The 22009-nt window shown below is 55.9% G+C and carries 22 protein-coding genes; 12 read left to right on the top strand and 10 right to left on the bottom strand.

The annotated features are described in order from the left end of the window. Nucleotides 1-28: 28 nt before the first annotated feature. Entirely contained in the window at nucleotides 29-241 is a 213-nt protein-coding gene (locus NC979_RS05115; protein WP_190518127.1) for an Hfq-related RNA-binding protein, read from the bottom strand. 261 nt (nucleotides 242-502) lie between these two features. On the opposite strand from NC979_RS05115, the gene dapF reads away from it, so the two are divergent. After that, the gene (dapF, locus tag NC979_RS05110) at nucleotides 503-1351 is read left to right on the top strand and encodes a diaminopimelate epimerase (protein ID WP_190518125.1); all 849 of its coding nucleotides are present in this window, start codon (nucleotides 503-505) and stop codon (nucleotides 1349-1351) included. A gap of 55 nt (nucleotides 1352-1406) precedes the next feature. Here dapF and NC979_RS05105 read toward each other — a convergent pair whose 3' ends face one another. The 4 genes from NC979_RS05105 to NC979_RS05090 form a co-directional block, all read right to left on the bottom strand. Beyond that, the gene (locus tag NC979_RS05105; protein WP_190518123.1) at nucleotides 1407-2075 is read right to left on the bottom strand and encodes an HAD-IA family hydrolase; all 669 of its coding nucleotides are present in this window, start codon (nucleotides 2073-2075) and stop codon (nucleotides 1407-1409) included. A gap of 92 nt (nucleotides 2076-2167) precedes the next feature. After that, complete coding sequence (gene gcvP / locus NC979_RS05100; RefSeq protein ID WP_190518120.1) at nucleotides 2168-5104, bottom strand: aminomethyl-transferring glycine dehydrogenase; 2937 nt, start codon at nucleotides 5102-5104, stop codon at nucleotides 2168-2170. Nucleotides 5105-5247: 143 nt separating this feature from the next. Next, nucleotides 5248-6147, bottom strand: coding sequence for an alpha/beta fold hydrolase (locus NC979_RS05095; RefSeq protein WP_190518118.1), 900 nt, complete (start codon nucleotides 6145-6147; stop codon nucleotides 5248-5250). 79 nt (nucleotides 6148-6226) lie between these two features. Next, entirely contained in the window at nucleotides 6227-7084 is an 858-nt protein-coding gene (locus tag NC979_RS05090; RefSeq protein ID WP_242023973.1) for a retropepsin-like aspartic protease family protein, read from the bottom strand. A gap of 215 nt (nucleotides 7085-7299) precedes the next feature. On the opposite strand from NC979_RS05090, the gene carA reads away from it, so the two are divergent. The 3 genes from carA (at nucleotide 7300) to NC979_RS05075 (ending at nucleotide 9590) form a co-directional block, all read left to right on the top strand. Further along, nucleotides 7300-8463 (top strand): glutamine-hydrolyzing carbamoyl-phosphate synthase small subunit, encoded by a 1164-nt coding sequence (gene carA / locus NC979_RS05085; RefSeq protein ID WP_190518115.1) that lies wholly within the window; start codon nucleotides 7300-7302, stop codon nucleotides 8461-8463. Nucleotides 8464-8605: 142 nt separating this feature from the next. Then, nucleotides 8606-9064, top strand: coding sequence for an STAS domain-containing protein (locus tag NC979_RS05080; RefSeq protein WP_255524799.1), 459 nt, complete (start codon nucleotides 8606-8608; stop codon nucleotides 9062-9064). Between the two features lie 34 nt (nucleotides 9065-9098). Continuing rightward, complete coding sequence (locus NC979_RS05075) at nucleotides 9099-9590, top strand: Mini-ribonuclease 3 (RefSeq protein ID WP_347403921.1); 492 nt, start codon at nucleotides 9099-9101, stop codon at nucleotides 9588-9590. 11 nt (nucleotides 9591-9601) lie between these two features. Here the strand turns inward: NC979_RS05075 and recQ are convergent, their stop codons facing one another. Beyond that, entirely contained in the window at nucleotides 9602-11818 is a 2217-nt protein-coding gene (recQ, locus tag NC979_RS05070; protein ID WP_190518113.1) for a DNA helicase RecQ, read from the bottom strand. Nucleotides 11819-11899: 81 nt separating this feature from the next. Continuing rightward, nucleotides 11900-12277 (bottom strand): tetratricopeptide repeat protein, encoded by a 378-nt coding sequence (locus NC979_RS05065; protein WP_190518112.1) that lies wholly within the window; start codon nucleotides 12275-12277, stop codon nucleotides 11900-11902. Between the two features lie 443 nt (nucleotides 12278-12720). Between NC979_RS05065 and NC979_RS05060 the strand changes: the two genes are divergently transcribed. From NC979_RS05060 to NC979_RS05035, 6 genes are all read left to right on the top strand, one after another. Then, complete coding sequence (locus NC979_RS05060) at nucleotides 12721-13077, top strand: slr0373 family blue light stress response protein (protein ID WP_190518110.1); 357 nt, start codon at nucleotides 12721-12723, stop codon at nucleotides 13075-13077. Nucleotides 13078-13155: 78 nt separating this feature from the next. Then, nucleotides 13156-14688, top strand: coding sequence for a stress-responsive protein Ycf46 (gene ycf46 / locus NC979_RS05055; RefSeq protein WP_190518108.1), 1533 nt, complete (start codon nucleotides 13156-13158; stop codon nucleotides 14686-14688). Nucleotides 14689-14824: 136 nt separating this feature from the next. Further along, nucleotides 14825-15175, top strand: coding sequence for a DUF1257 domain-containing protein (locus NC979_RS05050; RefSeq protein ID WP_073606628.1), 351 nt, complete (start codon nucleotides 14825-14827; stop codon nucleotides 15173-15175). A gap of 188 nt (nucleotides 15176-15363) precedes the next feature. After that, the gene (locus NC979_RS05045; protein WP_190518106.1) at nucleotides 15364-16254 is read left to right on the top strand and encodes a 3'(2'),5'-bisphosphate nucleotidase CysQ family protein; all 891 of its coding nucleotides are present in this window, start codon (nucleotides 15364-15366) and stop codon (nucleotides 16252-16254) included. 97 nt (nucleotides 16255-16351) lie between these two features. Then, nucleotides 16352-17044, top strand: coding sequence for a Crp/Fnr family transcriptional regulator (locus NC979_RS05040; protein WP_199308788.1), 693 nt, complete (start codon nucleotides 16352-16354; stop codon nucleotides 17042-17044). Between the two features lie 121 nt (nucleotides 17045-17165). After that, nucleotides 17166-17654 carry a tellurite resistance TerB family protein gene (locus tag NC979_RS05035; RefSeq protein WP_190518104.1) on the top strand — a complete coding sequence of 163 codons (489 nt, stop codon included), beginning with the start codon at nucleotides 17166-17168 and terminating at the stop codon, nucleotides 17652-17654. Between the two features lie 11 nt (nucleotides 17655-17665). Here the strand turns inward: NC979_RS05035 and nadA are convergent, their stop codons facing one another. Next, nucleotides 17666-18628 carry a quinolinate synthase NadA gene (gene nadA / locus NC979_RS05030; protein ID WP_190518101.1) on the bottom strand — a complete coding sequence of 321 codons (963 nt, stop codon included), beginning with the start codon at nucleotides 18626-18628 and terminating at the stop codon, nucleotides 17666-17668. Nucleotides 18629-18853: 225 nt separating this feature from the next. After that, entirely contained in the window at nucleotides 18854-19603 is a 750-nt protein-coding gene (locus NC979_RS05025; RefSeq protein ID WP_190518099.1) for a response regulator, read from the bottom strand. A gap of 378 nt (nucleotides 19604-19981) precedes the next feature. On the opposite strand from NC979_RS05025, the gene NC979_RS05020 reads away from it, so the two are divergent. Both NC979_RS05020 and NC979_RS05015 read left to right on the top strand, forming a co-directional pair. Next, nucleotides 19982-20371, top strand: a complete 390-nt coding sequence (locus tag NC979_RS05020; protein ID WP_190518097.1) for a DNA-binding transcriptional response regulator — start codon at nucleotides 19982-19984, stop codon at nucleotides 20369-20371. A 100-nt stretch (nucleotides 20372-20471) separates the two neighbouring features. After that, on the top strand, nucleotides 20472-20768 hold the full coding sequence (locus NC979_RS05015; protein WP_190518094.1) for a hypothetical protein: 297 nt from the start codon (nucleotides 20472-20474) through the stop codon (nucleotides 20766-20768). Here the strand turns inward: NC979_RS05015 and nagA are convergent. Further along, nucleotides 20748-22007 (bottom strand): N-acetylglucosamine-6-phosphate deacetylase, encoded by a 1260-nt coding sequence (nagA, locus tag NC979_RS05010; RefSeq protein ID WP_190518092.1) that lies wholly within the window; start codon nucleotides 22005-22007, stop codon nucleotides 20748-20750. The two genes, NC979_RS05015 and nagA, sit on opposite strands and share 21 nt — an antisense overlap. Nucleotides 22008-22009: the final 2 nt, after the last annotated feature.

Below are 22009 nucleotides of genomic sequence, written 5' to 3'. Positions count from 1 at the left end.
GAAGACTGCTTGGGGGCACAGCGACGAATTAAGAATATTTTAGGAAGCCAATAGCCTGCTTCCAAATTTGGTGCTTGCTCTGGTCTTCGGTTTGTATGCAGATGCACTGGGGGTCTTGCCATACGACCCGACCAGTAATAACGTCGCCGGTGATGAGCTTGACCTCAATCGGGGCGTTATCGCGAATTAGATTTTGAACCTGTCGCACGCTCGGCAACCCGGTGGCAAATTCTTGAGACATGGTACTAGGCCACTGAACTTATGCTGGTCTTACGGTACCCCGTTTAGCAGGGCTAGGTTACAAGGCGAGGGAATTTATTAAGGAAGGTGGGGGAGATGAGGAGGTGGGGAAGGTGAGGGGAATGGGGAAGATTGATGCTGTCTCAATCTCAATCCAGGTCGTTGCGAATCCAATTTTTTCTATCTCCCTTATCTCCCCTACCTCCTCCATCTCCTAAATTTGGCCGATAATTAAGTCTCACTCATTCAGCGGCGGCGCGTTATGGAATTTAGCAAGTACCACGGCTTGGGAAACGACTTTATTTTGGTGGATAACCGTCACCAAGTGGAGCCAGTCATCAGTTCTGAGACGGCGGTGCAGTGGTGCGATCGCCATTTTGGCATTGGTGCTGACGGGGTAATTTTTGCGCTGCCGGGGCAGGGGGGCACTGATTACACCATGCGCATTTATAACTCCGACGGCTCGGAGCCGGAGATGTGCGGTAACGGCATTCGCTGTATGGCCAAGTTCCTAGAAACCTTAGAAACCGCCGATGGCACGGCCCCCCAGGCACCCCACACCTACCGGATTCATACCCTGGCGGGGCTGATTTCGCCCACCCTGCAACCCGATGGCCAGGTGACGGTCGATATGGGGCCGCCCTACCTGCTAGCGCAGGAGATTCCGACTACCCTGGCGGCGGCTGATCAGAAGGTGGTTGCTGTACCGCTGACGGTAGCCGAGCAAACTTGGGAGGTGACCTGCGTCAGTATGGGCAACCCCCACTGCATTACGTTTGTGGAGGATGTGGAGGCGATCGCGCTAGAAAATCTTGGCCCTCAGTTCGAGCACCACAGTGTGTTTCCCCAGCGGATCAATACCGAGTTTATTCAAGTCGTGCGGCCCGACTATCTCAAAATGCGCGTGTGGGAGCGGGGGGCAGGCATTACCCTGGCCTGTGGCACTGGGGCCTGCGCCTCGCTGGTGGCGGGGGTGCTGAATGGGGTGTGCGATCGCGCCGCCACGGTTGAACTCCCTGGTGGCCCCCTCTACATTGAGTGGTCAGCCACCGACAATCGCGTTTACATGACTGGCCCTGCGGAGTTGGCCTTTAAGGGCACCAGAGTTTAGGGCGCTAGTAGCTGAGTCGTGCGGGTGGGTCAGTGACGCAAAGAGTCTACCCTACTCAAGGCTGTCCACTCACTGGTCGTTTGACTAGGATGCCGTGAAGTCCAGCGGCTTTGGCCCCTTCAAAATCGTCAGTTTTGCTGTCGCCGATGTGCCAGGCTTGGCTGGCGTCGCAGCGGTGCTTTTGCAGTGCGGTAGCAAAAATTAGTGGGTCGGGCTTGGCTGCCCCAGCCTCAGACGATAGCGTAACTGAGCTGAAATAGGTGGCTAGATTGAGTTCTTCGAGCACTTGATACAGCCGGGTGTCGAAGTTTGAGATCACCCCCAGGGTGATGCCGCGCCGCCGCCAGCGATCGAGGGCCGGGGGCACGTCGGGGTAGAGTTCCCAGGGGGCGGCGGTGGCAAAATAGGCGTAGAGGTCGGCAAAGAAGCTGTCAAAGTCTACGAAGCGATCGAGCACCCCAGCACTGCTAAAGGTCTGCTGGGCAATTACCCGCCACCAGCGATACTCTTGTTCGGGTACCGCAGCGGGGTCACTGCCGGGGAAAGCCATTTCTGGGGCCGCTCTAAAAGCCCTGAAAAACGCTTGATTTAAGGTCGCAGGGTCAGCCTCAATGCCTTGGTGCTGGGCAAGGTCGGCGTAGACAGCGCCAACGCTACCCGCTACCCCAAACAGCGTGCCAACCGCATCTAAAAAAATCACTCGAGGTTGCGGAGAATTAGCCATTACGGTGAACGTCTAGCAACTTAACAGCTTCAGCTTAAGGGCAAAGCCCCAGCTTGCAGCGATTTTGAGGAATTTCGGAGCGAGAAAACCTCTCAGGCTTCGCTGTAGGTATCCATGCCGGCACAGGAGCAAATCAGGTTGCGATCGCCGTAGGCCTGATCAATGCGGTTCACCGCTGGCCAAAACTTGGCGCTGCGGGTGAACGGTGTCGGAAACACCGCCTGCTCTCGGCTGTAGGGGCGGTCCCAGTCAGACACCAGATCGACTGCTGTGTGAGGGGCATTTTTTAGCAGGTTGTTGTCGCGATCGCTCTCCCCGGTCTCAATCGCGCGAATTTCCTCGCGAATGGCAATCATTGCATCGCAGAAGCGATCTAGCTCTGCCTTTGCTTCACTTTCGGTGGGTTCTACCATCAGCGTTCCCGCCACCGGCCACGACATAGTTGGTGGGTGAAAACCGTAGTCGATCAGCCGTTTGGCCACATCTTCGACCCCAACATCCGCCGACTTTTTGAAGGGGCGTACGTCGAGAATGCACTCGTGGGCTACCCGTCCGTTCTGCCCGGTGTAGAGAATGTCGTAGTGCCCCGCTAATCTCTGGGCAATGTAGTTGGCGTTGAGAATGGCAATTTCTGTGGCCCACGTTAGCCCCGCGCCGCCCATCATGGCAATATACATCCACGAAATCGGTAGAATGCTGGCGCTGCCCCAGGGAGCCGACGTTACCGCGCCGATGCCCTGCTTGCCGCTGACGCCGCTCGTTAGACTGTGCCCCGGCAGGTAGGGCACTAGGTGAGCTTTCACCCCGATTGGGCCAACTCCCGGTCCGCCGCCACCGTGGGGAATGCAGAAGGTTTTGTGCAGGTTGAGGTGGCAGACATCGGCCCCAAAGTCGGCGGGGCGGCAGAGACCCACCTGGGCATTCATGTTGGCTCCATCCATATAGACCTGGCCGCCGTGGGTGTGGATGATCGCACAGATTTCGGCAATGCCCGCCTCAAATACCCCGTGGGTGGAGGGGTAGGTAACCATCAGCGCTGACAAATTCTCACTGTGCTTTTCGGCCTTGGCCTGTAGGTCGGTCACATCGATGTTGCCGTCTTCGTCGCAGGCAACGGGGACGACCTTCATACCGGCCATGACTGCGCTGGCGGGGTTGGTGCCGTGGGCCGACTGGGGAATTAGGCAGACGTTGCGGTGGTAGTCACCCCGCTGCTGGTGATATTCGCGGATCACTAGCAGGCCCGCGTATTCACCCTGGGCTCCGGCGTTGGGTTGGAGCGAAACGCCGTCAAACCCGGTGATTTCGGCTAGCCAAGTTTCTAAATCGGCGAACAGCTGCCGATAGCCAGGGGTTTGCTCGCTGGGCGCAAAGGGGTGAATCTGGCCAAACTCCGGCCAGGTGATGGGCACCATCTCAGCGGTGGCGTTGAGCTTCATGGTGCATGACCCCAGCGGAATCATCGCCGTCGCTAGGGAAAGATCTTTGTTTTGCAGGCGATAGAGGTACCGCAGCATCTCTGTTTCGGAGTGGTAGCGGTTGAATGTGGGGTGGGTGAGGTAGGGGGTGGTACGGGTGAGGGCGTGGGGGAGTGAGGGGGTGAGGGAGTGAGTGAATTTTGAATTCTGAATTTTGAATTCTGAATTTGGATCGCCGGTGAAGACGGTGATTAGGTCTTGAAGATCTGCTTCGGTGACGGTCTCGTCGAGGGCAACGATCAGGGTTTCAGCGTCGAGTATGCGCAGGTTGATGCGGTGCTCGGCGGCGCGAGCGAGGATGGCGGCTTGGCGATCGCCCACCGTAACTCGCAACGTATCAAATACTGGCTCTTTGCCCAGCTCAAAGCCAGCCTCGGTGAGGGCGGCAGCGAGGGTTTGGGTCTGGTAATGGATGCGGGAGGCGATCGCTCTTAACCCCTCTGGCCCGTGATACACCGCATACATGCTGGCCATAATCGCCAGCAGTACCTGAGCGGTGCAAATATTGCTGGTGGCGGCGTCGCGGCGAATGTGCTGTTCGCGGGTTTGCAGAGTGAGGCGCAGGGCCGGGTTGCCGTAGGTGTCTTTAGAGACGCCCACCAAGCGGCCGGGCAGTTTGCGAGCAAAGCTGTTGCGAGTGGCAAAGAAGGCGGCGTGGGGGCCGCCAAAGCCCAGGGGCACCCCAAAGCGCTGGGTGTTGCCAACCACAATGTCAGCGCCAAATTCACCGGGGGGGCGCAGCAGGGTCAGGCTGAGCAGATCGGCGGCGACGGTGACCAGAGCATGGTTGGCGTGAGCCTGGCTGACAAAGTCTTCATAGTTGTAAATGGCCCCATCGGTGGCGGGGTATTGCAGCAGCACCCCAAACACTGGAGTGTCGAAGCTAAAGATTTGGTGGTCGCCCACAACGACCTCAATGCCTAGGGGGAGGGCACGGGTTTTGACCACATCAATAGTTTGCAGATGGCAGGCGGCGGAGACCCAGAAGGTTTTGGCATCTTTTTGCTTGCGGGCGTTGAAGGCCAAGGTCATGGCCTCGGCGGCGGCAGTGCCCTCGTCGAGCAGGGAGGCGTTGGCAATTTCCATGCCGGTCAGGTCGGTGACCAAGGTTTGGAAGTTGAGCAGGGCTTCGAGGCGACCCTGGGAAATTTCGGGCTGGTAGGGAGTGTATTGGGTGTACCAGCCGGGATTTTCAAGCACGTTGCGCTGAACCACTGCCGGTGTGAAAGTGTTGGCATAGCCCAGGCCGAGGTATGACCGCCACACTTGATTTTGATTGGCGAGGGTTTTGAGCTGGGCTAGAGCTGTGGCTTCGTCCGCTCCCTCGGGCAGCTTGAGGGCATGGGGTAGCCGAATTGCCGCAGGCACAGTGGCGTCAATCAGCTCATTCAAGGTGGCATAGCCCAGGGCCGCGAGCATAGCCTCTGTATCGTTAGTGGTTGGCCCCAAATGGCGTGCTGCAAAGGGGCTGAGGGGGGCAGCAGGCGCGGTGCCGTTCGTCTTTAAAGTGGCGGTATCAACGGTGCTGGTCTGGGGAAAAAGTTGCGTCATACACGTTTGCGGATGGCTCCAAATGGTTGGGGTTGCCTCGATCGCGCCCAGGATCTAAGCGCCTCTTCATTCATATCTTGAAACATTGGCGATAAATTTGCTGCCCGTTGGCACCCTCAAGGGACAAGTTTCGGACTATTAGGTCAGGATGTGGGGACGAGTTGGGCGACAAAGGGGGCGATCGCCGCCGCCGTCTCTTGAGGTTTTTCCAGGTGGGGCACATGGCCACAGTTGGGAATCCAAACCAGCTTGCAGCCGGCGATCGCCCGCTCAAACCGCCGCGCGTCTTTTATGCCCAAAATTTTGTCCTGCTCGCCCCAGATCACCAGGGTAGGGCAGGCGATTGCGGGAATTTTGGTGGTCAAAAAGTTGTAGCCGCCGCTCTTAGTGAAGGCAATCAGGGCCTCCTGCCAGCCAGGGCACTGGAGGTGCAGGGCGGCGCACAGTTCTGCATCGGCGGTGACGAAGGTTTTGTCGAAGTAGGCCTGACGGCTAATGCTACGCCGCACCCTAGGACTGCGCAAAAAGGCCGTGGCCCAGCTATCCAGTGGCGGCACCATTAGGTTGCCCATGGCAGGGCCAGCGGCAAAGCCAGCGGCATCAATCAGCACTAGGCCAGCTACGGCCTCGGGGTAGGTCAGGGCAAAGTCGATGGCGGCGGCCCCGCCCATTGAGGCCCCTACTAACACCACCGGACGGTTGATCTGCTGTTGCCAAAAGCTGTACAGGTGCAGCTTGATGGCCCCAGGCGAGAGATTAGGGATGAGAGTGCGATCGCTAAACCCAAACCCCAGCAAATCGACGGCCCAGGCTTGGGAGCCCAGCAGCGGCAGCAGCCGGCGAAACTCAAGCAGCGAGCTGTCAAATCCAGGGATCAGCAGCAGAGGCGGTGTGTTGCCGCCATCCGTTCCTGCCACGTAGGCTGTGGGAATAGCGACGTCAGCGAGCAGTGTGTTGATTGCCGCCACCTGTACTTGGGCTGCCATTGCGATCGAGGTGGGTTCACTTAGCCCCGCAGCGGCGGGCAATACAGAGACAGCCATAGGTGAAGATAGTGCGAAACCTGCTGCCTATTCTCACGCATTCTTAGTCTCTGAGCCAGGCTACCCCAGAGATTTGTTCTCACTGGTGCAGGTTGATCTGGTGAGACCCAATAGCGATGCCATATTCACCGTAGACGTCCTGCCCTAGCAGGCCGTAGCTGCCGCCGATAGCGACTATCACCTGTTCGCGACGGAGGCCACCCAATTCCACGGCATCCACATAGCCAACAGGCAGGCTCACCACGCTGCCGTCAGCGATTCTGGCCTGGATTGCGCCCACAATGGTGACCCCCACCGCCTGGGCCATCTCGGCGGTAATTAAGGTGCCGGTGGCCCCGGTGTCAAACAGCATGGGGAAGGTCTGAGCACCGCTGCTGCCCTTTAGGGTAACGGCCACAATCGGTGTGCCTCCCTGCCGCCCCTGAATCGGGATTTGGGCCGCCAACCCAGCCGGTAAAACTGCCTTGGGGGCAGGGGCAAGGGCCGCCGCTGGCACGATAGAACCCGTGGCCCGCCTCTGAGCCGCCGTCAGGTGTTGTTTATACTCCTGGGCCTTGGTTTGGGCCTGAGCGTGGTTGGGGCTGTTGCTAGGCACCTGCTCCATCAAGCCGATCGCCTGCTGCCAGCGACTGGCGGCCAGCTGCCAATCAGCCTTAGACTGGGCCGACTGACCAATGGCGACAGCGCTAGTAGCCCGATTCACCGCCTCTCGAAAGGAATCTGGGGTCGGGGCGGGTGGCACCGGAGCCGACTCGGCGGCGATGGGTAAAACGAGCGGTTCAGGGGCGGTAGCCGCCTCAGAGGCCTCGGTAGACACCTCGGCGGGACCAACCGGCAGCAATGTATTTAATGTATTGACAGACAGGCCGCAGCCTACCAAACCGAAGGCCACAGTGGACAGCATGAACCTACTTGCGATCGCCCTGGCACTTCCCATAGCTGTTGCTCCACTGTTCCAATTGCTCACGTAAACACCAGGATTCCCCATCCTCTCGCTATCGGTGACATGTCCCGCGCAGGAGAAGGTCAAGACCACGTTGAGCTAGCTACTAATTTGGGGAGAATTACCTCTCAATGAAATAGCGATCAAATGGCTGAAAGCCGTCCTTTAGCCTTAGGATAATAGCGATTCTTAGCGCTGAACAAATCGCCATGGTTTTTCCTGATGCCCCTCCCGCAGTGCTTGTATTGGCCGACGGCTCGGTGTTTCGGGGCTGGTCGTTTGGGGCACCGGGCACCGTTATGGGTGAGGTCGTCTTCAACACCGGCATGACAGGATATCAAGAAGTCATGACCGACCCCAGCTACTGTGGCCAGATTGTTACCTTCACCTACCCCGAGCTGGGCAACACCGGCGTTAACCCCGACGACGAAGAGTCGAGTCGGCCCCATATTAAGGGTGCGATCGCCCGCAACATCTGCGAAATCCCCAGCAACTGGCGCTCCACTCAGTCGTTGCCCAACTACCTTAAGACCCACAAAATTCCCGGCATTTTTGGCATCGACACCCGCGCCCTCACCCGCAAGCTACGCACGGCAGGGGCGATGAATGGAGCCATTTCTACCACCGTGCTCGACCCCCAAGAGCTGCTACGCCAGCTCCAGGATGCACCCTCAATGGCTGGTCTCAACCTGGTCGATCAGGTCACCACCGAGCAAACCTATGAGTGGACTGAGGTTACCGACGATGCCTGGGCCTTTGGTCCCACCGTTCCAGCCCCAGGCGAAGGTGCTCCACTAACCGTAGTTGCCGTTGACTTTGGGGTGAAGCGCAACATTCTGCGCCGCCTGGCTAGCTATGGCTGTCGGGTGGTTGTAGTGCCCGCCAGCGCTACTGCTGAGCAAATTATGAGCTATCAGCCCGACGGTATTTTCCTGTCAAATGGCCCTGGTGACCCGGCGGCGGTGACTAAGGCCCCAGAGCTAGTGCAGGCGCTTTTAGACTACTCGCTCCCCACCTTCGGCATTTGCATGGGCCATCAGATCCTGGGGCTCTCACTGGGGGCATCTACGTTTAAGCTACGGTTTGGCCATCGGGGGCTAAACCAACCTTGCGGTTTAGAACGCCAGGTGGAGATTACCAGTCAAAATCACGGCTTTGCCCTCGACGCGGCCTCAATTCCTGAAGACACGGTGACGGTGACCCATCTCAACCTCAACGATCAGACCGTAGCAGGGCTAGCCCACAAGACTCTGCCCCTGTTCTCAGTGCAATATCACCCTGAGGCCAGCCCTGGTCCCCACGATGCCGACTACCTTTTCGCCAAGTTCGTTGACTCCATGCGCACCCATCGCCAGCAACAGTTGCCTGTTTAATGGTGACTATTGCCACGCCAGTTGAGAGGGTTCTTAATCAGGTTGGCAAAATTTAGCCAAACCGCTATATGCTATCTGTCTACAGTAGGGCAGCAACCCTGATTCAAATCTGACTCAGGCTACAAGCTTTGCGGTCAATCGGTTGGGGTACGGTTTCACCCCTTGCGGTCAGCAGTATCCTGACCTATATTTAACGTCGAATTGGAGCACGAGGAGGTTTCCCATCGCTGAATCTCTAACCCTGACCGTAAGCTTACGAGGCACCCGCGATGTCAGGGGAACCTATCAACTTTTTCGCCTCACGGGCTTGTTAGACGCTTTCTCAGAACCTGCTTTTCGCAAGGTAATGACCAAGTACGTCGAAGCGGGACCGAACAATATCATTTTAGATTTGGCAACTATCGACTTTGTCGATAGCTCTGGTCTTGGTGCCCTGGTGCAGCTCGTCAAAAAAGCGACCACCGAAGGTGGCACCGTGCAGGTGGTGACAAACCCCCGCGTTACCCAAACTGTGAAGCTGGTGCGGCTAGAGAAGTTTCTGTCGCTACAGCCCTCGGTTGAAGATGCGATCGCCCACCTCGAAAATCCGCCCAGTGAATAACCCTAGGTCTTTATTGGCCTAGCCAGAGGTAGCTGTGGCTGACCTAACCCCCGAGCCTTCGGCCAGCCTGCTGCGGCTGCTACAGTTTGGTGCCCATAGTCCTGCTGGATCTCTGACCCTAGAGCAGGTCAACGCCCTATCTCCCGTGGCCCTTGCCTATATTGGTGATGCGGTCTATGAACTGTTTGTGCGGGGGAGTTTTTTGCTGCCTCCCAAGCGTATTCAGGCCTTTCATCAGCAGGTCGTCAATCAGGTTCGAGCTGAGCAGCAGGCCCGTCAAGTTCAGCAGCTCTTGCCGCTGCTCACTGCTGCTGAACAAGACCTATTGCGCCGGGGACGCAATGCCTCGTCTCGTGGTCCCCGCCGGGTTGACAGCCAAATTTATCAGCAGTCCACTGCGTTTGAGGCTTTAATCGGTTATCTCTACCTAACCGATCAAAACCGTCTCGCAGAGCTGCTTAACACCATAGAGCTGTCAGTTACACCTTCTAACTCCCAGGCTTCCTCAGAAAACCCGCCCGGTTGAAAGTGGTTTGTTCATGGCTGTTGTTCCATCTGCCAAGCGGCGCGTACCAGGCGAATGTCTTCGTAGCTAAAGGTGGAACCGAGGCAATCGCGCATTTCTGTCAGCGACCCCTGCTCCATTTCTGTCAGCACATCAATAATGGCCCGCTGGCGATCGGCGCTGACCAACTGATCGATATCCACCGTTTCACCCTGGCGAATTAGCTGTTCTAAATGACTGGCGACGGTGGTGACTTTAAGCCCGCGCTGGGCGGCAACCTCTTGGATAGATAGCCCCTGGCGGTGAAGCTCTAACGTTTGGCGGTGGGTGTCGCCAACGCCCTGACGGCGTTCTCGGGCTGGGCGAGACCTGCCTTTGGCGGCTCCAAGGTCAGACTCTAGTCCGTAGTCGGCGCAGAACTGACGGATGGCATCGGTAAACACCTCGCCATACTGAACCAATTTGCGGCTGCCCACCCCCGAAACCTGACCAAAAGCCTCCATGGTCTGGGGCCGAGTCTGAGCCATTTGCCGCAGGGCTGACTCCGGAAACACGACGTAGGGAGGCACACTCTGCTGATCCGCCAGTTTTTTGCGCAGGGCTTTAAGCACAGTTAAGAGCTGGGCCACCTCAGGAGTGTCCTCAAGCGTGGACACTTCGGCGGGGCCAGGGGTAAAATCCTTCGGTACGGCTACCTCTACGGAAATTTGCTTGCGCAGGACCTGCCAACTGGCAGCATTGAGTTTGAGCACCGGGTAGCCATCGGTGGTTTCATCGACCAGGCGCTGGTGAAGGAGCGATCGCCCCAGCAACCGCCACTCGTCTACCGATCGATCCTTGCCAATGCCGTGGGTTGAGAGCTGATCGTGGCGCAGATCCACAATCTTCTGCTTTTGTGAACCGCGCAGCACATCGATGATGTGGGCCATGCCAAACCGCTCCTGACAGCGGGCCACGCAGGAGAGAAACTTCTGCGCCTCAACAGTCCAGTCCTCCACTGGCGGCGGGTTGGTGCAGTTATCGCACTGGTGACACGGTCCCTCTAGGTGTTCGCCTAAGGTTTCGCCAAAATAGCTCAGTTGTACCCGGCGGCGGCACACCGTGGTTTCAGCGTAGTCCACCATCTGTCTAAGCTGCTGGCGGGCAATGCGCTGCTCGGCTTCATCGGGCTTTTGGCTGATCAAATAGTCCGCCGTGGTCACATCGCCGTAAGCCAGGTACAGCGTGCAATGAGCCGGTTCACCGTCGCGTCCGGCCCGCCCGCTCTCCTGGTAATAGCCCTCAATGTTGCGAGGAATGTCGTAGTGGATGACAAACCGCACGTCGGGTTTGTTGATGCCCATGCCGAAAGCCACCGTAGCTACCATCAGCCGCACATCATCGCGAATAAACCGAGTTTGGTTTTCCCGCCGCACATCATCCGCTAAGCCAGCATGGTAGGGCAGCACTGACTCCCCATCCTCCCTTAGTCGCTGGGCTAGCTCATCGACTCGCTTGCGGCTGAGGCAGTAGATGATTCCAGACCCTTGGTGCTGTTTGACCTGCTGCCTCAGCTCCTGATAGCCGTCGCGGCTTTTGGGGCGCACCTCGTAAAATAGGTTGGGCCGGTTGAAACTTGACACCTGCACTAGCGGGTCGCGCAGCCGCAACTGCTGGGCAATATCGACCCGCACCCGCTCGGTGGCAGTGGCCGTTAGCCCCATCACTCCAATTTGGGGAAACTTCTCCCGCAGCACCGACATCTGCCGGTATTCGGGGCGAAAGTCATGCCCCCACTCCGACACGCAGTGGGCTTCATCAATGGCAAAGCCGCTCACACCTACGGTTTGGATCAGCTGCCCCAGCAGCCCAAAAAAGCCCGGACTCATCAATCGCTCGGGTGACACGTACAGCAGCTTAATTTTGCCTGCCAGTAGGTCGGCTTCTCGCTGACGAATGGTGGCGAAGTCAAGGGAACTGTTCAGGCAGGTGGCAGCCACGCCGTTATCGGTCAGGCTGTCGACCTGGTCCTGCATCAGGGCAATCAGCGGCGAGATTACCACCATCACCCCTAGCTTGAGCAGGGCGGGCAGCTGGTAGCACAGCGACTTGCCGCCCCCAGTGGGCATGATTACCAGAGCATCTTGATTCTTCAGCACCGCCTCGATCACCGATCGCTGCCCTGGGCGAAACTCGTCGTAGCCAAAATGATGTTTTAGAGCCGTCTCCAACGAGGGAAACGCCGCTGTGGGTGATGCGACCCCAACCATAACCAACGCTCAGAGAATGATCTTCGTGCGTTCAAGTGTACTCTTTTAAGGAAGGAGACACCCTAGTGAAGCTTGAATTAATCAGGATTGGTTAACCTGGGCGTAGCTGGTGTAAGCCTCTTTGTACTGGCCCAGCCGGTGTAGGGCCACACCTCGGTAGAGCCACCCCTGGGGATGATCGGGGGCGATCGCCAAAATTCGATCAGCTACTCCCAGAGCTTGCTGAGGCTGCCCCAAATGAATCAAACACACCGCTTGATAAACCAGAGCTGTCACCTGGTCAGGAGCAAGAATGGCGGCCTCTTCAAAGCACCGCAGGGCGCGATCGTAGTCCCCAGCATCAGCCAGCTTTTCTCCCTCCCCATACCACTGCTGAAAGACGCCATCCTGAGGTGAAGATGGCGTGGCTACTTGGGAGCTTAGGGTAGCGGGCATACCCTGGGCGGCAGTAGGTTTCATAGCTAGTGGAGACATAGGTACAGAACAACCACAGCATTCCCTACCATCGACGGCAGAGCCCAACTGTAGGGATTGAACTTGAGCCATGGCCATAGCAACGACGGCGGGAACTTTTACCCTACAAACCGCTTCGCTCTGGTCACTCTAACGAGCATATCGGCCTGCTCCAAGGAAATTCTCTGGCTGTCGTATAAGTTTACGTCCCTGCTCAAAGGGCGATTTTCTCGCTAGGGTAACTGTAACTGCCTTGGCTAAACCCTATCTCTACCTAGGTTTAGAAGCACGGGCATGCTTAGTTGGTTAGGCAATGGAGGTTAAGGAATATGGTTGTATGTAAAGCAATGTTACAAGAATGACGTCATGACAGTATGCTGGCTTGACAGCCTGGAGCAGGCCGCTTAAGGTGACTACATACCCGGGTCACACCTATTTAGAAAAGCGCTATGGAAGAGCAGAAAGCTACTAAGGTCACGCTGTATTTACCCCCCGACCTGCACCGTCAGTTAAAGATTCGCTCTGCTGTCGAGGGCGAGGCCATGTCTTCCATTGCTAAGCGCGCCATTGATTTTTACCTGGCCCACGGTGACGTAGTTGCTGAGAGCCTAGAGTCTTCCTTTGGTCAGACCCATCGTATTCATAGCTGTCCGAGCTGTGCATCCCCTGTGGTGCTGCGTGAGGGTGAGCTGGTTGAGATTGCTAGCATTGGTGCGGCTCAGGGTAGTCCAATAGGTGATGCCATTGTGCCTGAGGTTGCTGCCAATCCCGGTTCCCGAGAGGAAGGAGAGCTGGTTGTTTGCTAGGTACAGATTTGGCTGCTCTGGTTGTAGTTAGCTAGACAGCAGTTTCACTGCCCCACACGCCTGAGAAGGGATATGGTCATGCGAGAGGATTTGAACGTACTGGTACAAGCCCAATATCCTCTGATCTATTTGGTCACCTTCGAGGAAGAACGGGCTGAGCAAACCATCGCCGCTGTGGCTCGTCATCTTGCCAGGGACCCTGAAATTAAGGCTCCCATGCGGGTCTTTACCTGGACAATGACCCGAGGCATGGTTGAGGTTGGCTCCCCAGGAACTGGTACCCAAAACAACAACACGGTTTCTCCCGAGGCGGCGGTGGAGTGGGTTATACGACAGCGAGAACCTGGCATTTTTATCTTCAAAGACCTGCACCCCTTTAAAGATTCTCCAGCGGTAACTCGTTGCCTGCGTGACTCTATCGTGGCGCTCAAGGGTACCCGCAAAACCATCGTATTGATGTCGCCGGTTCAGGAAATCCCCATCGAGCTTGAGAAAGAGGTTGTCCTGCTTGACTTCCCGCTGCCCGATATGGCAGAACTCGACGAAGTGCTCTCCACAGAGATGAACCGTGCCCGCGGCAACAGCATCTCTACTGAGGAGCGTGAGAAGCTGCTGAAGGCCGCCTTAGGCCTTACCCGCGACGAGGCTGAGAAAGTCTACCGCAAGGCGCGGGTGATGGCTAAGCGTCTTACCGCCGAAGAAGTTGATATTGTTCTCTCTGAGAAGAAGCAGCTGATTCGCCGCAACGGCATTCTTGAGTTTATGGATGTGGATGAGACCCTAGATTCCGTAGGTGGTCTCGAAGAACTCAAGCACTGGCTTCAGCAGCGATCTGATGCCTTTACCGAGCGGGCGCGGGAGTACGGCCTGCCCCAGCCCAAAGGCATGCTGATTTTGGGGGTGCCGGGTTGTGGTAAGTCGCTAATTGCTAAGACTACCTCTCGGCTCTGGGGCCTGCCTCTGCTGCGCCTCGACTTGGGTCGAGTGTACGACGGCTCTACGGTAGGCCGCTCTGAGGCTAACCTGCGCAACGCTCTACGCACCGCCGAATCAATTTCTCCTGCCATTTTATTTATCGACGAAATCGATAAAGCCTTTGGTGGAGCCGGTGGCTCATCCGACTCTGACGGGGGAACCTCAAGCCGAATCTTTGGCACCTTCCTCACCTGGATGCAGGAGAAAACCTCGCCGGTGTTTGTAATGGCCACGGCTAACCGGGTCGAAAAGCTGCCCGGTGAGTTTCTACGCAAGGGCCGGTTCGACGAGATCTTCTTTGTCGACCTGCCCAACGCCGAAGAGCGCAAAGATATTTTTCAAATCCATTTGCAAAAGCGCCGTCGCGACATTGAGCGCTTTGACCTCGACCAGTTGACCAAGGTCTGCGATGGATTTTCCGGAGCTGAAATTGAGCAGGGGCTGATTTCGGCCATGTATGAAGCGTTTGCCCAAGGACGTGAATTCACTCAACTCGACATTATTGCGGCCATTCGCGCCACGATGCCGCTGTCGAAGACTATGAGTGAGCAGGTCACCGCCTTGCGGGACTGGGCCCGCCAGCGGGCCCGTCCGGCGGCAGCCTCCGTCGCTGAGTATCAGCGAATGGAGTTTTAAAGGCTTTCCTCCCGGCGGTATCCGGGGGAAGGGCTAGCATTTGCTAGCAGTTAGTATCCAGATAGCCCGTGGCTAACTGGTTTTGTCTCTCTCAAACCTCGTTGTCTCTCTCAATTTCCCTACAGGAGGAAACACCATGTCTCACTTCAGCACCCTTCGCACCAAAGTGACCGATGCTGAGATTCTCAAGCAGTCGCTGTCTGACTTGGGTATTGCCACTAAGACCGAAGCTGATGTTCGCGGTTACAACGGCCAGCGTGTGCGCGCCGACCTTGTCGCCGTTCTGGATGGTGAGTACGATCTGGGTTGGTCTCGTAATGCCGATGGCTCCTTTGATCTGATCGCTGACCTCTGGGGTGTTGCCAAAAAGCACAACCAGACTGAGTTGATCAACTCCATCAACCAAAAGTACGCAGTCAACAAGACCCTGGCTGAGGTTAAGCGTCCTGGTTTGCAGAACGCCAACGTCAAGCTGGTGCTTCAGTAAGTCTGCATCGCGTTCCTGAAGTGGGCTGGTTAGCTTGTGCTGACCAGCCCATTTTTTGTATCTATGGTCGGTAGTGTTCTGCTACCGGGCCAGATTACACTAACGGAGTGATCAGATCTTCCGACTGGGCGATCGCCCCTGATCTATCTCTACCTCCCCAGCATCGGGGTTCTGTGGTCTAGCCTGGTATGCCGCCCATCCGCCCCGCCGATCTGTCGGCTCTGCATCAGCTATTGATTGCCTGTGGTGACTATGCCAGCCAGCAGCCCAAACATTCGTTTCAGGTGTTTGAAAAAGGCGTGGACGACTATGTGACTACGGTCGATCAGCTGCTAGATCAAAAGCTGCTGGCGGGTATGCAGGCGATCTTTCCAGAAGACGGCATTATTACTGAAGAAAACCGAGCCACGGTGCAGCAGTTTCGGCAGGGCGAGGGGCAGGGGCTGTCTTCTACCGGCGATCGCTCCCTGTGGTTCGTGGACCCTATCGACGGCACTGACGATTTTATTCAAGGCGGAGACCATTACGCGGTGATGGTAGGGCAAGTCGTGGCTGGCATTCCTCAAGCAGGCTGGATTTATGCGCCAGTCACGCGGCATCTGGTATGGGGTGGTCCAGGCTGGGGTCTGTTTGAGCAGACGGGCGGTGGTGTACCTCAGCCCCTAATGCCCCGAGAGCCTGTTTTTGACCCAACCAAAGCTTGGTCTATGGTGATTGGCGATAAGGATGAGCGCCGGTTTGGCGCTGCGATCGCCCGTCGTTTTCCTAACGTTCAGTTTCTCTCCTTGGGCAGCTTTGGACTGAAGGTGTTGGCAGTGATTACTGGCCGGGCGGGCTTATACGTCTACCTCAACGGTCGGGTCAAGCTGTGGGACACTACTGGCCCCCTGGCTTTAGCCGAGGCGGCGGGGCTAATCTGCTGCGACCTGGCTGGGCAGCCGATTCGCTTCACGGAGCCCGATATAGCTCCCCAGACCCTAGCTCACCATCAGCCCATTGTGGTGGGCTGGCCTAGCTATGTAGAGGCGCTGCGATCGCCCCTGAGTGACGTTGTCAGTGCGATCGGGCTGCCTAGGTAGTGTCGCTATTTTGGTCAATTTAAGATTCTGGGTACCATGGACGGTATAGGCCGATCGTGGTCTTGTCTAGCTAGTCCTGAGCCGTCACCCTTTAACCATGCCTTTTATGCAAGCCGATACGCTGAGCGAACAATACCCTCTGTTGCAAGGGGCGAGCCCCGAAACCGTAGAGTGGCTGCTGTCTGTAGCCACTCGCCATGACTACCCAGCCAACCGAGCTGTAGTTATGGAAGATGCTTGGGGTAATGCCGTTTACTTTATAGAATCCGGCTGGGTTAAAGTTCGCCGCCATGCTGAAGATAGTTCCATTACCCTGGCGGTGCTAGGCAGAGGCGACTTCTTTGGTGAAATGGCCATTCTAGACGAGTCACCCCGCTCCACCGATGTCGTCGCTATGACCGCTGTCAAGCTGATGAGCATTTCAGCACAGCGATTTCTTCAAACCCTGTCTAAGGACTCCCAGTTACACCATCGGCTGCTGCAAATTATGGTGCAGCGGCTGCGTCAGACCAACTTGCGCTTCCAGCTACGTCATCAGCCCCCTGCGGTTAAACTGGCTGCCACCATCACGGCGATCCAGGAGGCCTACGGTGAGCCAGTAGATGACGGTGTCGACCTGTTCAACATTCCCCGCAAAGACCTAGCCGACTTGGCCGACATCACCCCCGAAGAAGCCAACAAAATTATGGCCAAGCTAGTCGAAAAAGGCTGGATTGTTGAAGACAATGCCCGCTCAGTGCTGCACCTCAAAAATACGCGTCAGCTAGCCCATTTAGCCGGGCGACTATAGCAAGTCGCCCCTCATCTACCTGAATTTGTAGAGATTGCTAAAGTTAGCTAGCCTCTCTAAATCTCCATGGTAGGTTGTCATCATCAGCTGCCCGACGTAGTTCACTACCCCGGAGATTGCTATGCCTATTCAACCTCCCCTGCCTCCGTCCATCACCCCCAGCCAGATGACTCTGCTGCGCATTGCATCAACCATGGCTTGGAGCGACGGCCACCTGGCCGACGAAGAAGTGGGTGTCATGCTCGATCAGTTCAGCCGTCTGTTTGCCAGCGATGCTGGTCAGCAGGCTGCGCTGCGGGATGAGTTGCGCGACTACTTAATGCAAAACCTGCCCCTAGAAGAACTAGTGCCCAAGCTTACCCGCCCTGCCGAGCGAGAGCTGGTGCTTAAACTGGGCCGCCAGGTGATTAGTGCTAGTGCCCGTACTCCCGGCGAAGAGCTGATCAATCAACAGGAAGCAGATGCCTACAACCGTTTAGTGTCGCTGCTTGATTTGCCCGATGAGGTTGTACAGCGCATCGAGCAAGACACCAGTTCCTTGGATACAGACCATGACAGCCTAATTGATCAGCTGGCGGCCGAGTTGAAGAGCTTTGTTCAGGGATCCTAGGGCTAGCTGAATTAAGGCGCACTGAGGTCTAGCATCCGTTGGATAGGCTTCAGTGCTTGGCGCTGTAGCTCTGGGTCTAAAACAATCTCGGGCTGGCGATACTTCATTGCGAGGTAAAGCTTTTCTAAGGTGTTGAGGCGCATATGGGGGCATTCATTGCAGGCGCAGGATGCTGTGGGCGGTGCTGGAATGAAGACCTTGCCTGGGGCTTGTTTCTCCATCTGGTGAATAATGCCTGGTTCTGTCACCACTATGAACTCAGACTTGGGGCTTTGTTGGGCGTACTTGAGCAAGGCTGTTGTTGACCCGACAAAATGGGCATGGCGCAGCACCGCCGCTTCGCACTCGGGGTGGGCAATCACCTCAGCTTCGGGGTGATTCATCTGAAGTTGTACCAGCTTCTTTTCTGAAAACGTTTCGTGTACCATGCAGCTGCCCTGCCACAGCACCATGTCTCGGCCGGTCTGCTGCATCACGTAGCGGCCCAAATTTTGGTCGGGGGCAAAAATAATCTTTTGCTCAGGTGGCAGCTGCTGCACAATGCTGACCGCATTGGAGCTGGTGCAAATAATGTCACTCATGGCCTTGATGACGGCCGTACAGTTGATGTATGAGATCACTAGGTGATCGGGGTGCGCGGCTTTAAACGCCGCAAAGGCATCAGGAGGGCAGCTGTCAGCCAAAGAGCAGCCTGCGTTGAGGTCGGGCAGCAGGACTTGCTTATCGGGATTGAGAATCTTGGCAGTCTCAGCCATGAAGTGCACCCCTGCAAACACGATTACATCAGCACTGGTATCGGCTGCCTGGCGAGATAACCCCAAAGAATCGCCAATGTAGTCAGCTACATCTTGAATATCAGACTCTTGGTAATAGTGCGCTAAAACAACAGCATTCAGCTCTTGCTTAAGAGCGTTGATGACGTCAACCAAATCGTGGGTTGGGGATGCGGCAATGGGCGAAAGAGTTGTAAACACAGGGTTGGCACGGCAGCATGAAAGGATTTCTGAATTATAGTTCAATTCACCAAAACTCGCCACAGCTGACTTTGGGGCCTATTTCTTTAGGCCGCCTGGGTACTCAACCAACCAGTCGCTCTAAGTAAATATCAATCGCGATGTAATGGGGATTTAACCATAGTTTTATGGTTCTTGAGGCGTTGCTTTGGCTCTGCTAGCTAATTCAAGCCGCTATAAACTGTCTTAACTCAAATAGGAAGAGGCTAGGGAGGCGCCAACCCGAGGGCTATGGCCGTTAGACTCGGCGGAAACGCGCTCAACATTGAAGCGATAGCCCACGTTGCGCACTGTTTGAATGATATTAGGCTGCCTCGGGTCAACCTCAATCTTTTTGCGTAGGGAGAGAATGTGGGTGTCGACGGTTCTAGGATTGTCGATCGCATCAGGCCAAGCGCGCCGCAGTAAATCGGTACGGCTCAGGGGAGAGCCGGCCGCTTGAGTCAGCACGTATAGCAGGCTAAATTCCTGGGGGGTCAAATCGATGTAGTCGCCGCGAAAGTTGACGCGCCGCTGCACTAGGTCAATGTTCAAGTCGCCATAAGTGAGAGATGCTGGCGCACTCATCAGCCGTACGCGCCGGGTTAGCGCCTCGACTCGGGCCAAAAATTCCTGCATGCCGAAGGGCTTGGTCATGTAGTCGTCGGCTCCGGCTCTTAGTCCGGTCACGATATCGGTTTCTGTATTGCAGGCCGAGAGAATCATAATCAGGGGTTGCCCCTGGCTGTGCAACCACTTACACAGCTCAACACCGTCCCCGTCGGGAAGTTGCGAGTCTAAAATGACTAAGTCTGGCTGTCGGCTCTGAAAAAGGTCACGAGTGCGGACAACATCTGCCGACTGAAAAACCCTGTAGCCAGCTTGCTGAAGATGCCAGCCCAGGAGCGATCGCAAATGGGGGTTGCCCTCAATAATCTGTACCGATACAGCGCCCACTGGGTTTCGTTATAAACGGCAAATTTTACTTGCTAAACATAGCAAAGGCCCCTAGGGGTTTTTGTAGCTAGGGTTACCCAACCATGACCTAGGGTGTGTGGCGAAATCGAGGGCTAATCGTACAGAACGTTATTAATAGCTGAATGGCCGGTAATTTTTGGCTCAATAATTTGCATAACTTAATTATAGTTTTGCTTTTGCAATGTGAGGGCTTTGGCATGCCTTTAGACAGACTAAAAAAAACGGAAGATTGAAATAAGTCTAAGTTTCTAAAATGGCGTGAAAACCCTAGTCTATAGTTCAAAAAAAGCGGTCTTATGTTGATAAACGCTGTTTTTGGACTAGCTAAGATGGAAGTCAATTGCGTCGTTTGCAGCCATGACCTTAACTCGTGACTATATCCTTGTGCTCGACCCAGAGTGTGATCACCGTGACGACGCTCATTCTTTAGAGACTGACCTGCAGTACCCCGTGTTTGTGGCTAGTTCTGCCGAGCAAGCGGTTACCCGCGTCAACCAGGGAGCACCCTGTCTCGTTATTTTGGTCGGCAATAATTTTCAAGATTGGTCACCACCGTTAGTGAATCACCTGCGACAGCATGGGCAGGCTCCTGATATGACGATCGTGGCTTTAACAGACTCGACCAGCCCGCAATGGAACTACAGCGAAGATACTCCAGGGCTAGATGGATTGCTGGTGCAGCCGCTCAGTATGGACATTTTGCGATCGCTAGTCGAATCTGCCTTTGCCCGCACTATTTGTCAATAAAGCAAGTTGCCATACTCCAAGCCACACCCTTACATCTGCCTAGTTTCAGTATTCCCTAGACCAACTGGGTATGCTGAAACTAGGTCAAGAGAGAGCTTCAATGCTGCCAAAGGTTTTGCCCGAAAATCGAGTTCAGGTATTTAAGTTTTGGTTTAACGGTGCCCTGCAGGATGGCACCCATCACTACAATGAACTGTACTATCGGGCCTTAACTGTCGAAGCCGACAAACGTACAAGGCTATATCACCTAGCCTGTAAATTTTCAGAGCAGCGAGCTGGGGCGTTGGTGTCTGTTGCCGAGGACCAGTGCAGCCTGTGGATTAGCTTGCGCAGCCAGAAAATGGCCGCTCAATTGCTTCAGCAGCGAGTGGCAGGCCTACCTCGTCCTCACATCTAAGGGTTCTGACTGTTTTTCCAGGTCTGTTGTAGACCAAGCCAGTACGCCTTGATCAATTACCCCTTTTACGGTGAACGTGTCAGCGTCAAATAGGGTTATGTTGGCCTGGTAGCCCGGAGACAATAGCCCAAGACTGTGGTCAACTCCGATGGCTCGGGCTGGGTATAGAGTCGCCATCCGCAGGGATTCTGCCAGGGGAATGCCCACTCGACGCACGCAGTTCTCTATGGCGTCTATCAGTGTCAGCGCTGCTCCCCCAAGGGTGCCATCGGCAGAGACGCACTTGCCGTCTCGATAAAACACTTCCTGCCCGCCGATGACGAAGGATTCTAGAGTGGTGCCTACGGGGGGTGTGGCGTCGGTAACGAGCACCAGATGGTCTTGTTTGATCCGATGCGCTAGGTCGATAGAACTATAGTGAACATGGTGTCCATCCACAATGACGCCGGCATAGACATCGGCCTGGCTCAACACCGCCCCAACCAGACCAGGACTACGCCCTTGCCATCCAGACATGGCATTAAACAAGTGCGTGACCATACCAACTCCAGCCTCAAAGCCGACCAATGCCTCCTCAAAGCTAGCCTCAGAGTGCCCGGCAGATACCAAAATGCCTGCTTCAGCCAGCTGCCGAATGTATTCTGGGGAGACAACTTCGGGGGCTAACGTGACCAGCTTGACCACCTCTGGCCCAGCCTGGGCTATGCGATCGATCATGGCCCTATCGGCAGAGCGAATATGGGCTTGACTGTGAATTCCTCCTCGCTTGGAGTTGAGATAGGGGCCTTCTAAATGGAGCCCCAAGACTTGATATGGCTGCTGCTGACGGTACTGAGCTACTAGGGCCATAGCGTCGTCCATCGCCTGGTCAGTAGTTGTGATTAATGTGGGCAAAAAACTCGTAGTGCCGCTCTGCAGGTTGGTGCGGTGCATGGTTTCAAGGGTGTCGGCGGTGATGGCGTCATTGAACATCACGCCGCCGCAGCCATTGAGCTGTAGATCAATAAGGCCGGGGGCCACTGCCCAGCCCTGACCGTCGAGATAAGGTAAGTCTGACGGCAGTTGGGCCTCAGGTACAAGGTCTAAAATACGGCTACCCTCTATCACCAACGCGTAGTTTTGCAGCACCCTCCGGCCGGTGTAGAGAGTACAGTGGTTAAGGGCATAGCGAGGGTAGATGGCTCCTGTAGCGGGCTTAGAACTATTGACGCTAGGCTCAGTCGTAAACCTAGAGGACATGG

It is taken from the genome of Leptolyngbya subtilissima AS-A7, from assembly GCF_039962255.1.
Lineage (GTDB): Bacteria > Cyanobacteriota > Cyanobacteriia > Phormidesmidales > Phormidesmidaceae > Nodosilinea.
The sequence above is the reverse complement of the archived record's forward strand: the minus strand, read 5'-3'. Positions and strand labels throughout refer to the sequence as shown.

Excerpts from the sequence above, each read along its gene's own strand:
- NC979_RS05115 (WP_190518127.1), bottom strand. The coding sequence starts at position 241 with ATGTCTCAAGAATTTGCCACCGGGTTGCCGAGCGTGCGACAGGTTCAA.
- dapF (WP_190518125.1), top strand. The coding sequence starts at position 503 with ATGGAATTTAGCAAGTACCACGGCTTGGGAAACGACTTTATTTTGGTG.
- NC979_RS05105 (WP_190518123.1), bottom strand. The coding sequence starts at position 2,075 with ATGGCTAATTCTCCGCAACCTCGAGTGATTTTTTTAGATGCGGTTGGC.
- gcvP (WP_190518120.1), bottom strand. The coding sequence starts at position 5,104 with ATGACGCAACTTTTTCCCCAGACCAGCACCGTTGATACCGCCACTTTA.
- NC979_RS05095 (WP_190518118.1), bottom strand. The coding sequence starts at position 6,147 with ATGGCTGTCTCTGTATTGCCCGCCGCTGCGGGGCTAAGTGAACCCACC.
- NC979_RS05090 (WP_242023973.1), bottom strand. The coding sequence starts at position 7,084 with ATGGGAAGTGCCAGGGCGATCGCAAGTAGGTTCATGCTGTCCACTGTG.
- carA (WP_190518115.1), top strand. The coding sequence starts at position 7,300 with ATGGTTTTTCCTGATGCCCCTCCCGCAGTGCTTGTATTGGCCGACGGC.
- recQ (WP_190518113.1), bottom strand. The coding sequence starts at position 11,818 with ATGGTTGGGGTCGCATCACCCACAGCGGCGTTTCCCTCGTTGGAGACG.
- NC979_RS05065 (WP_190518112.1), bottom strand. The coding sequence starts at position 12,277 with ATGAAACCTACTGCCGCCCAGGGTATGCCCGCTACCCTAAGCTCCCAA.
- NC979_RS05060 (WP_190518110.1), top strand. The coding sequence starts at position 12,721 with ATGGAAGAGCAGAAAGCTACTAAGGTCACGCTGTATTTACCCCCCGAC.
- ycf46 (WP_190518108.1), top strand. The coding sequence starts at position 13,156 with ATGCGAGAGGATTTGAACGTACTGGTACAAGCCCAATATCCTCTGATC.
- NC979_RS05050 (WP_073606628.1), top strand. The coding sequence starts at position 14,825 with ATGTCTCACTTCAGCACCCTTCGCACCAAAGTGACCGATGCTGAGATT.
- NC979_RS05045 (WP_190518106.1), top strand. The coding sequence starts at position 15,364 with ATGCCGCCCATCCGCCCCGCCGATCTGTCGGCTCTGCATCAGCTATTG.
- NC979_RS05040 (WP_199308788.1), top strand. The coding sequence starts at position 16,352 with ATGCCTTTTATGCAAGCCGATACGCTGAGCGAACAATACCCTCTGTTG.
- NC979_RS05035 (WP_190518104.1), top strand. The coding sequence starts at position 17,166 with ATGCCTATTCAACCTCCCCTGCCTCCGTCCATCACCCCCAGCCAGATG.
- NC979_RS05020 (WP_190518097.1), top strand. The coding sequence starts at position 19,982 with ATGACCTTAACTCGTGACTATATCCTTGTGCTCGACCCAGAGTGTGAT.
- NC979_RS05015 (WP_190518094.1), top strand. The coding sequence starts at position 20,472 with ATGCTGCCAAAGGTTTTGCCCGAAAATCGAGTTCAGGTATTTAAGTTT.
- nagA (WP_190518092.1), bottom strand. The coding sequence starts at position 22,007 with ATGTCCTCTAGGTTTACGACTGAGCCTAGCGTCAATAGTTCTAAGCCC.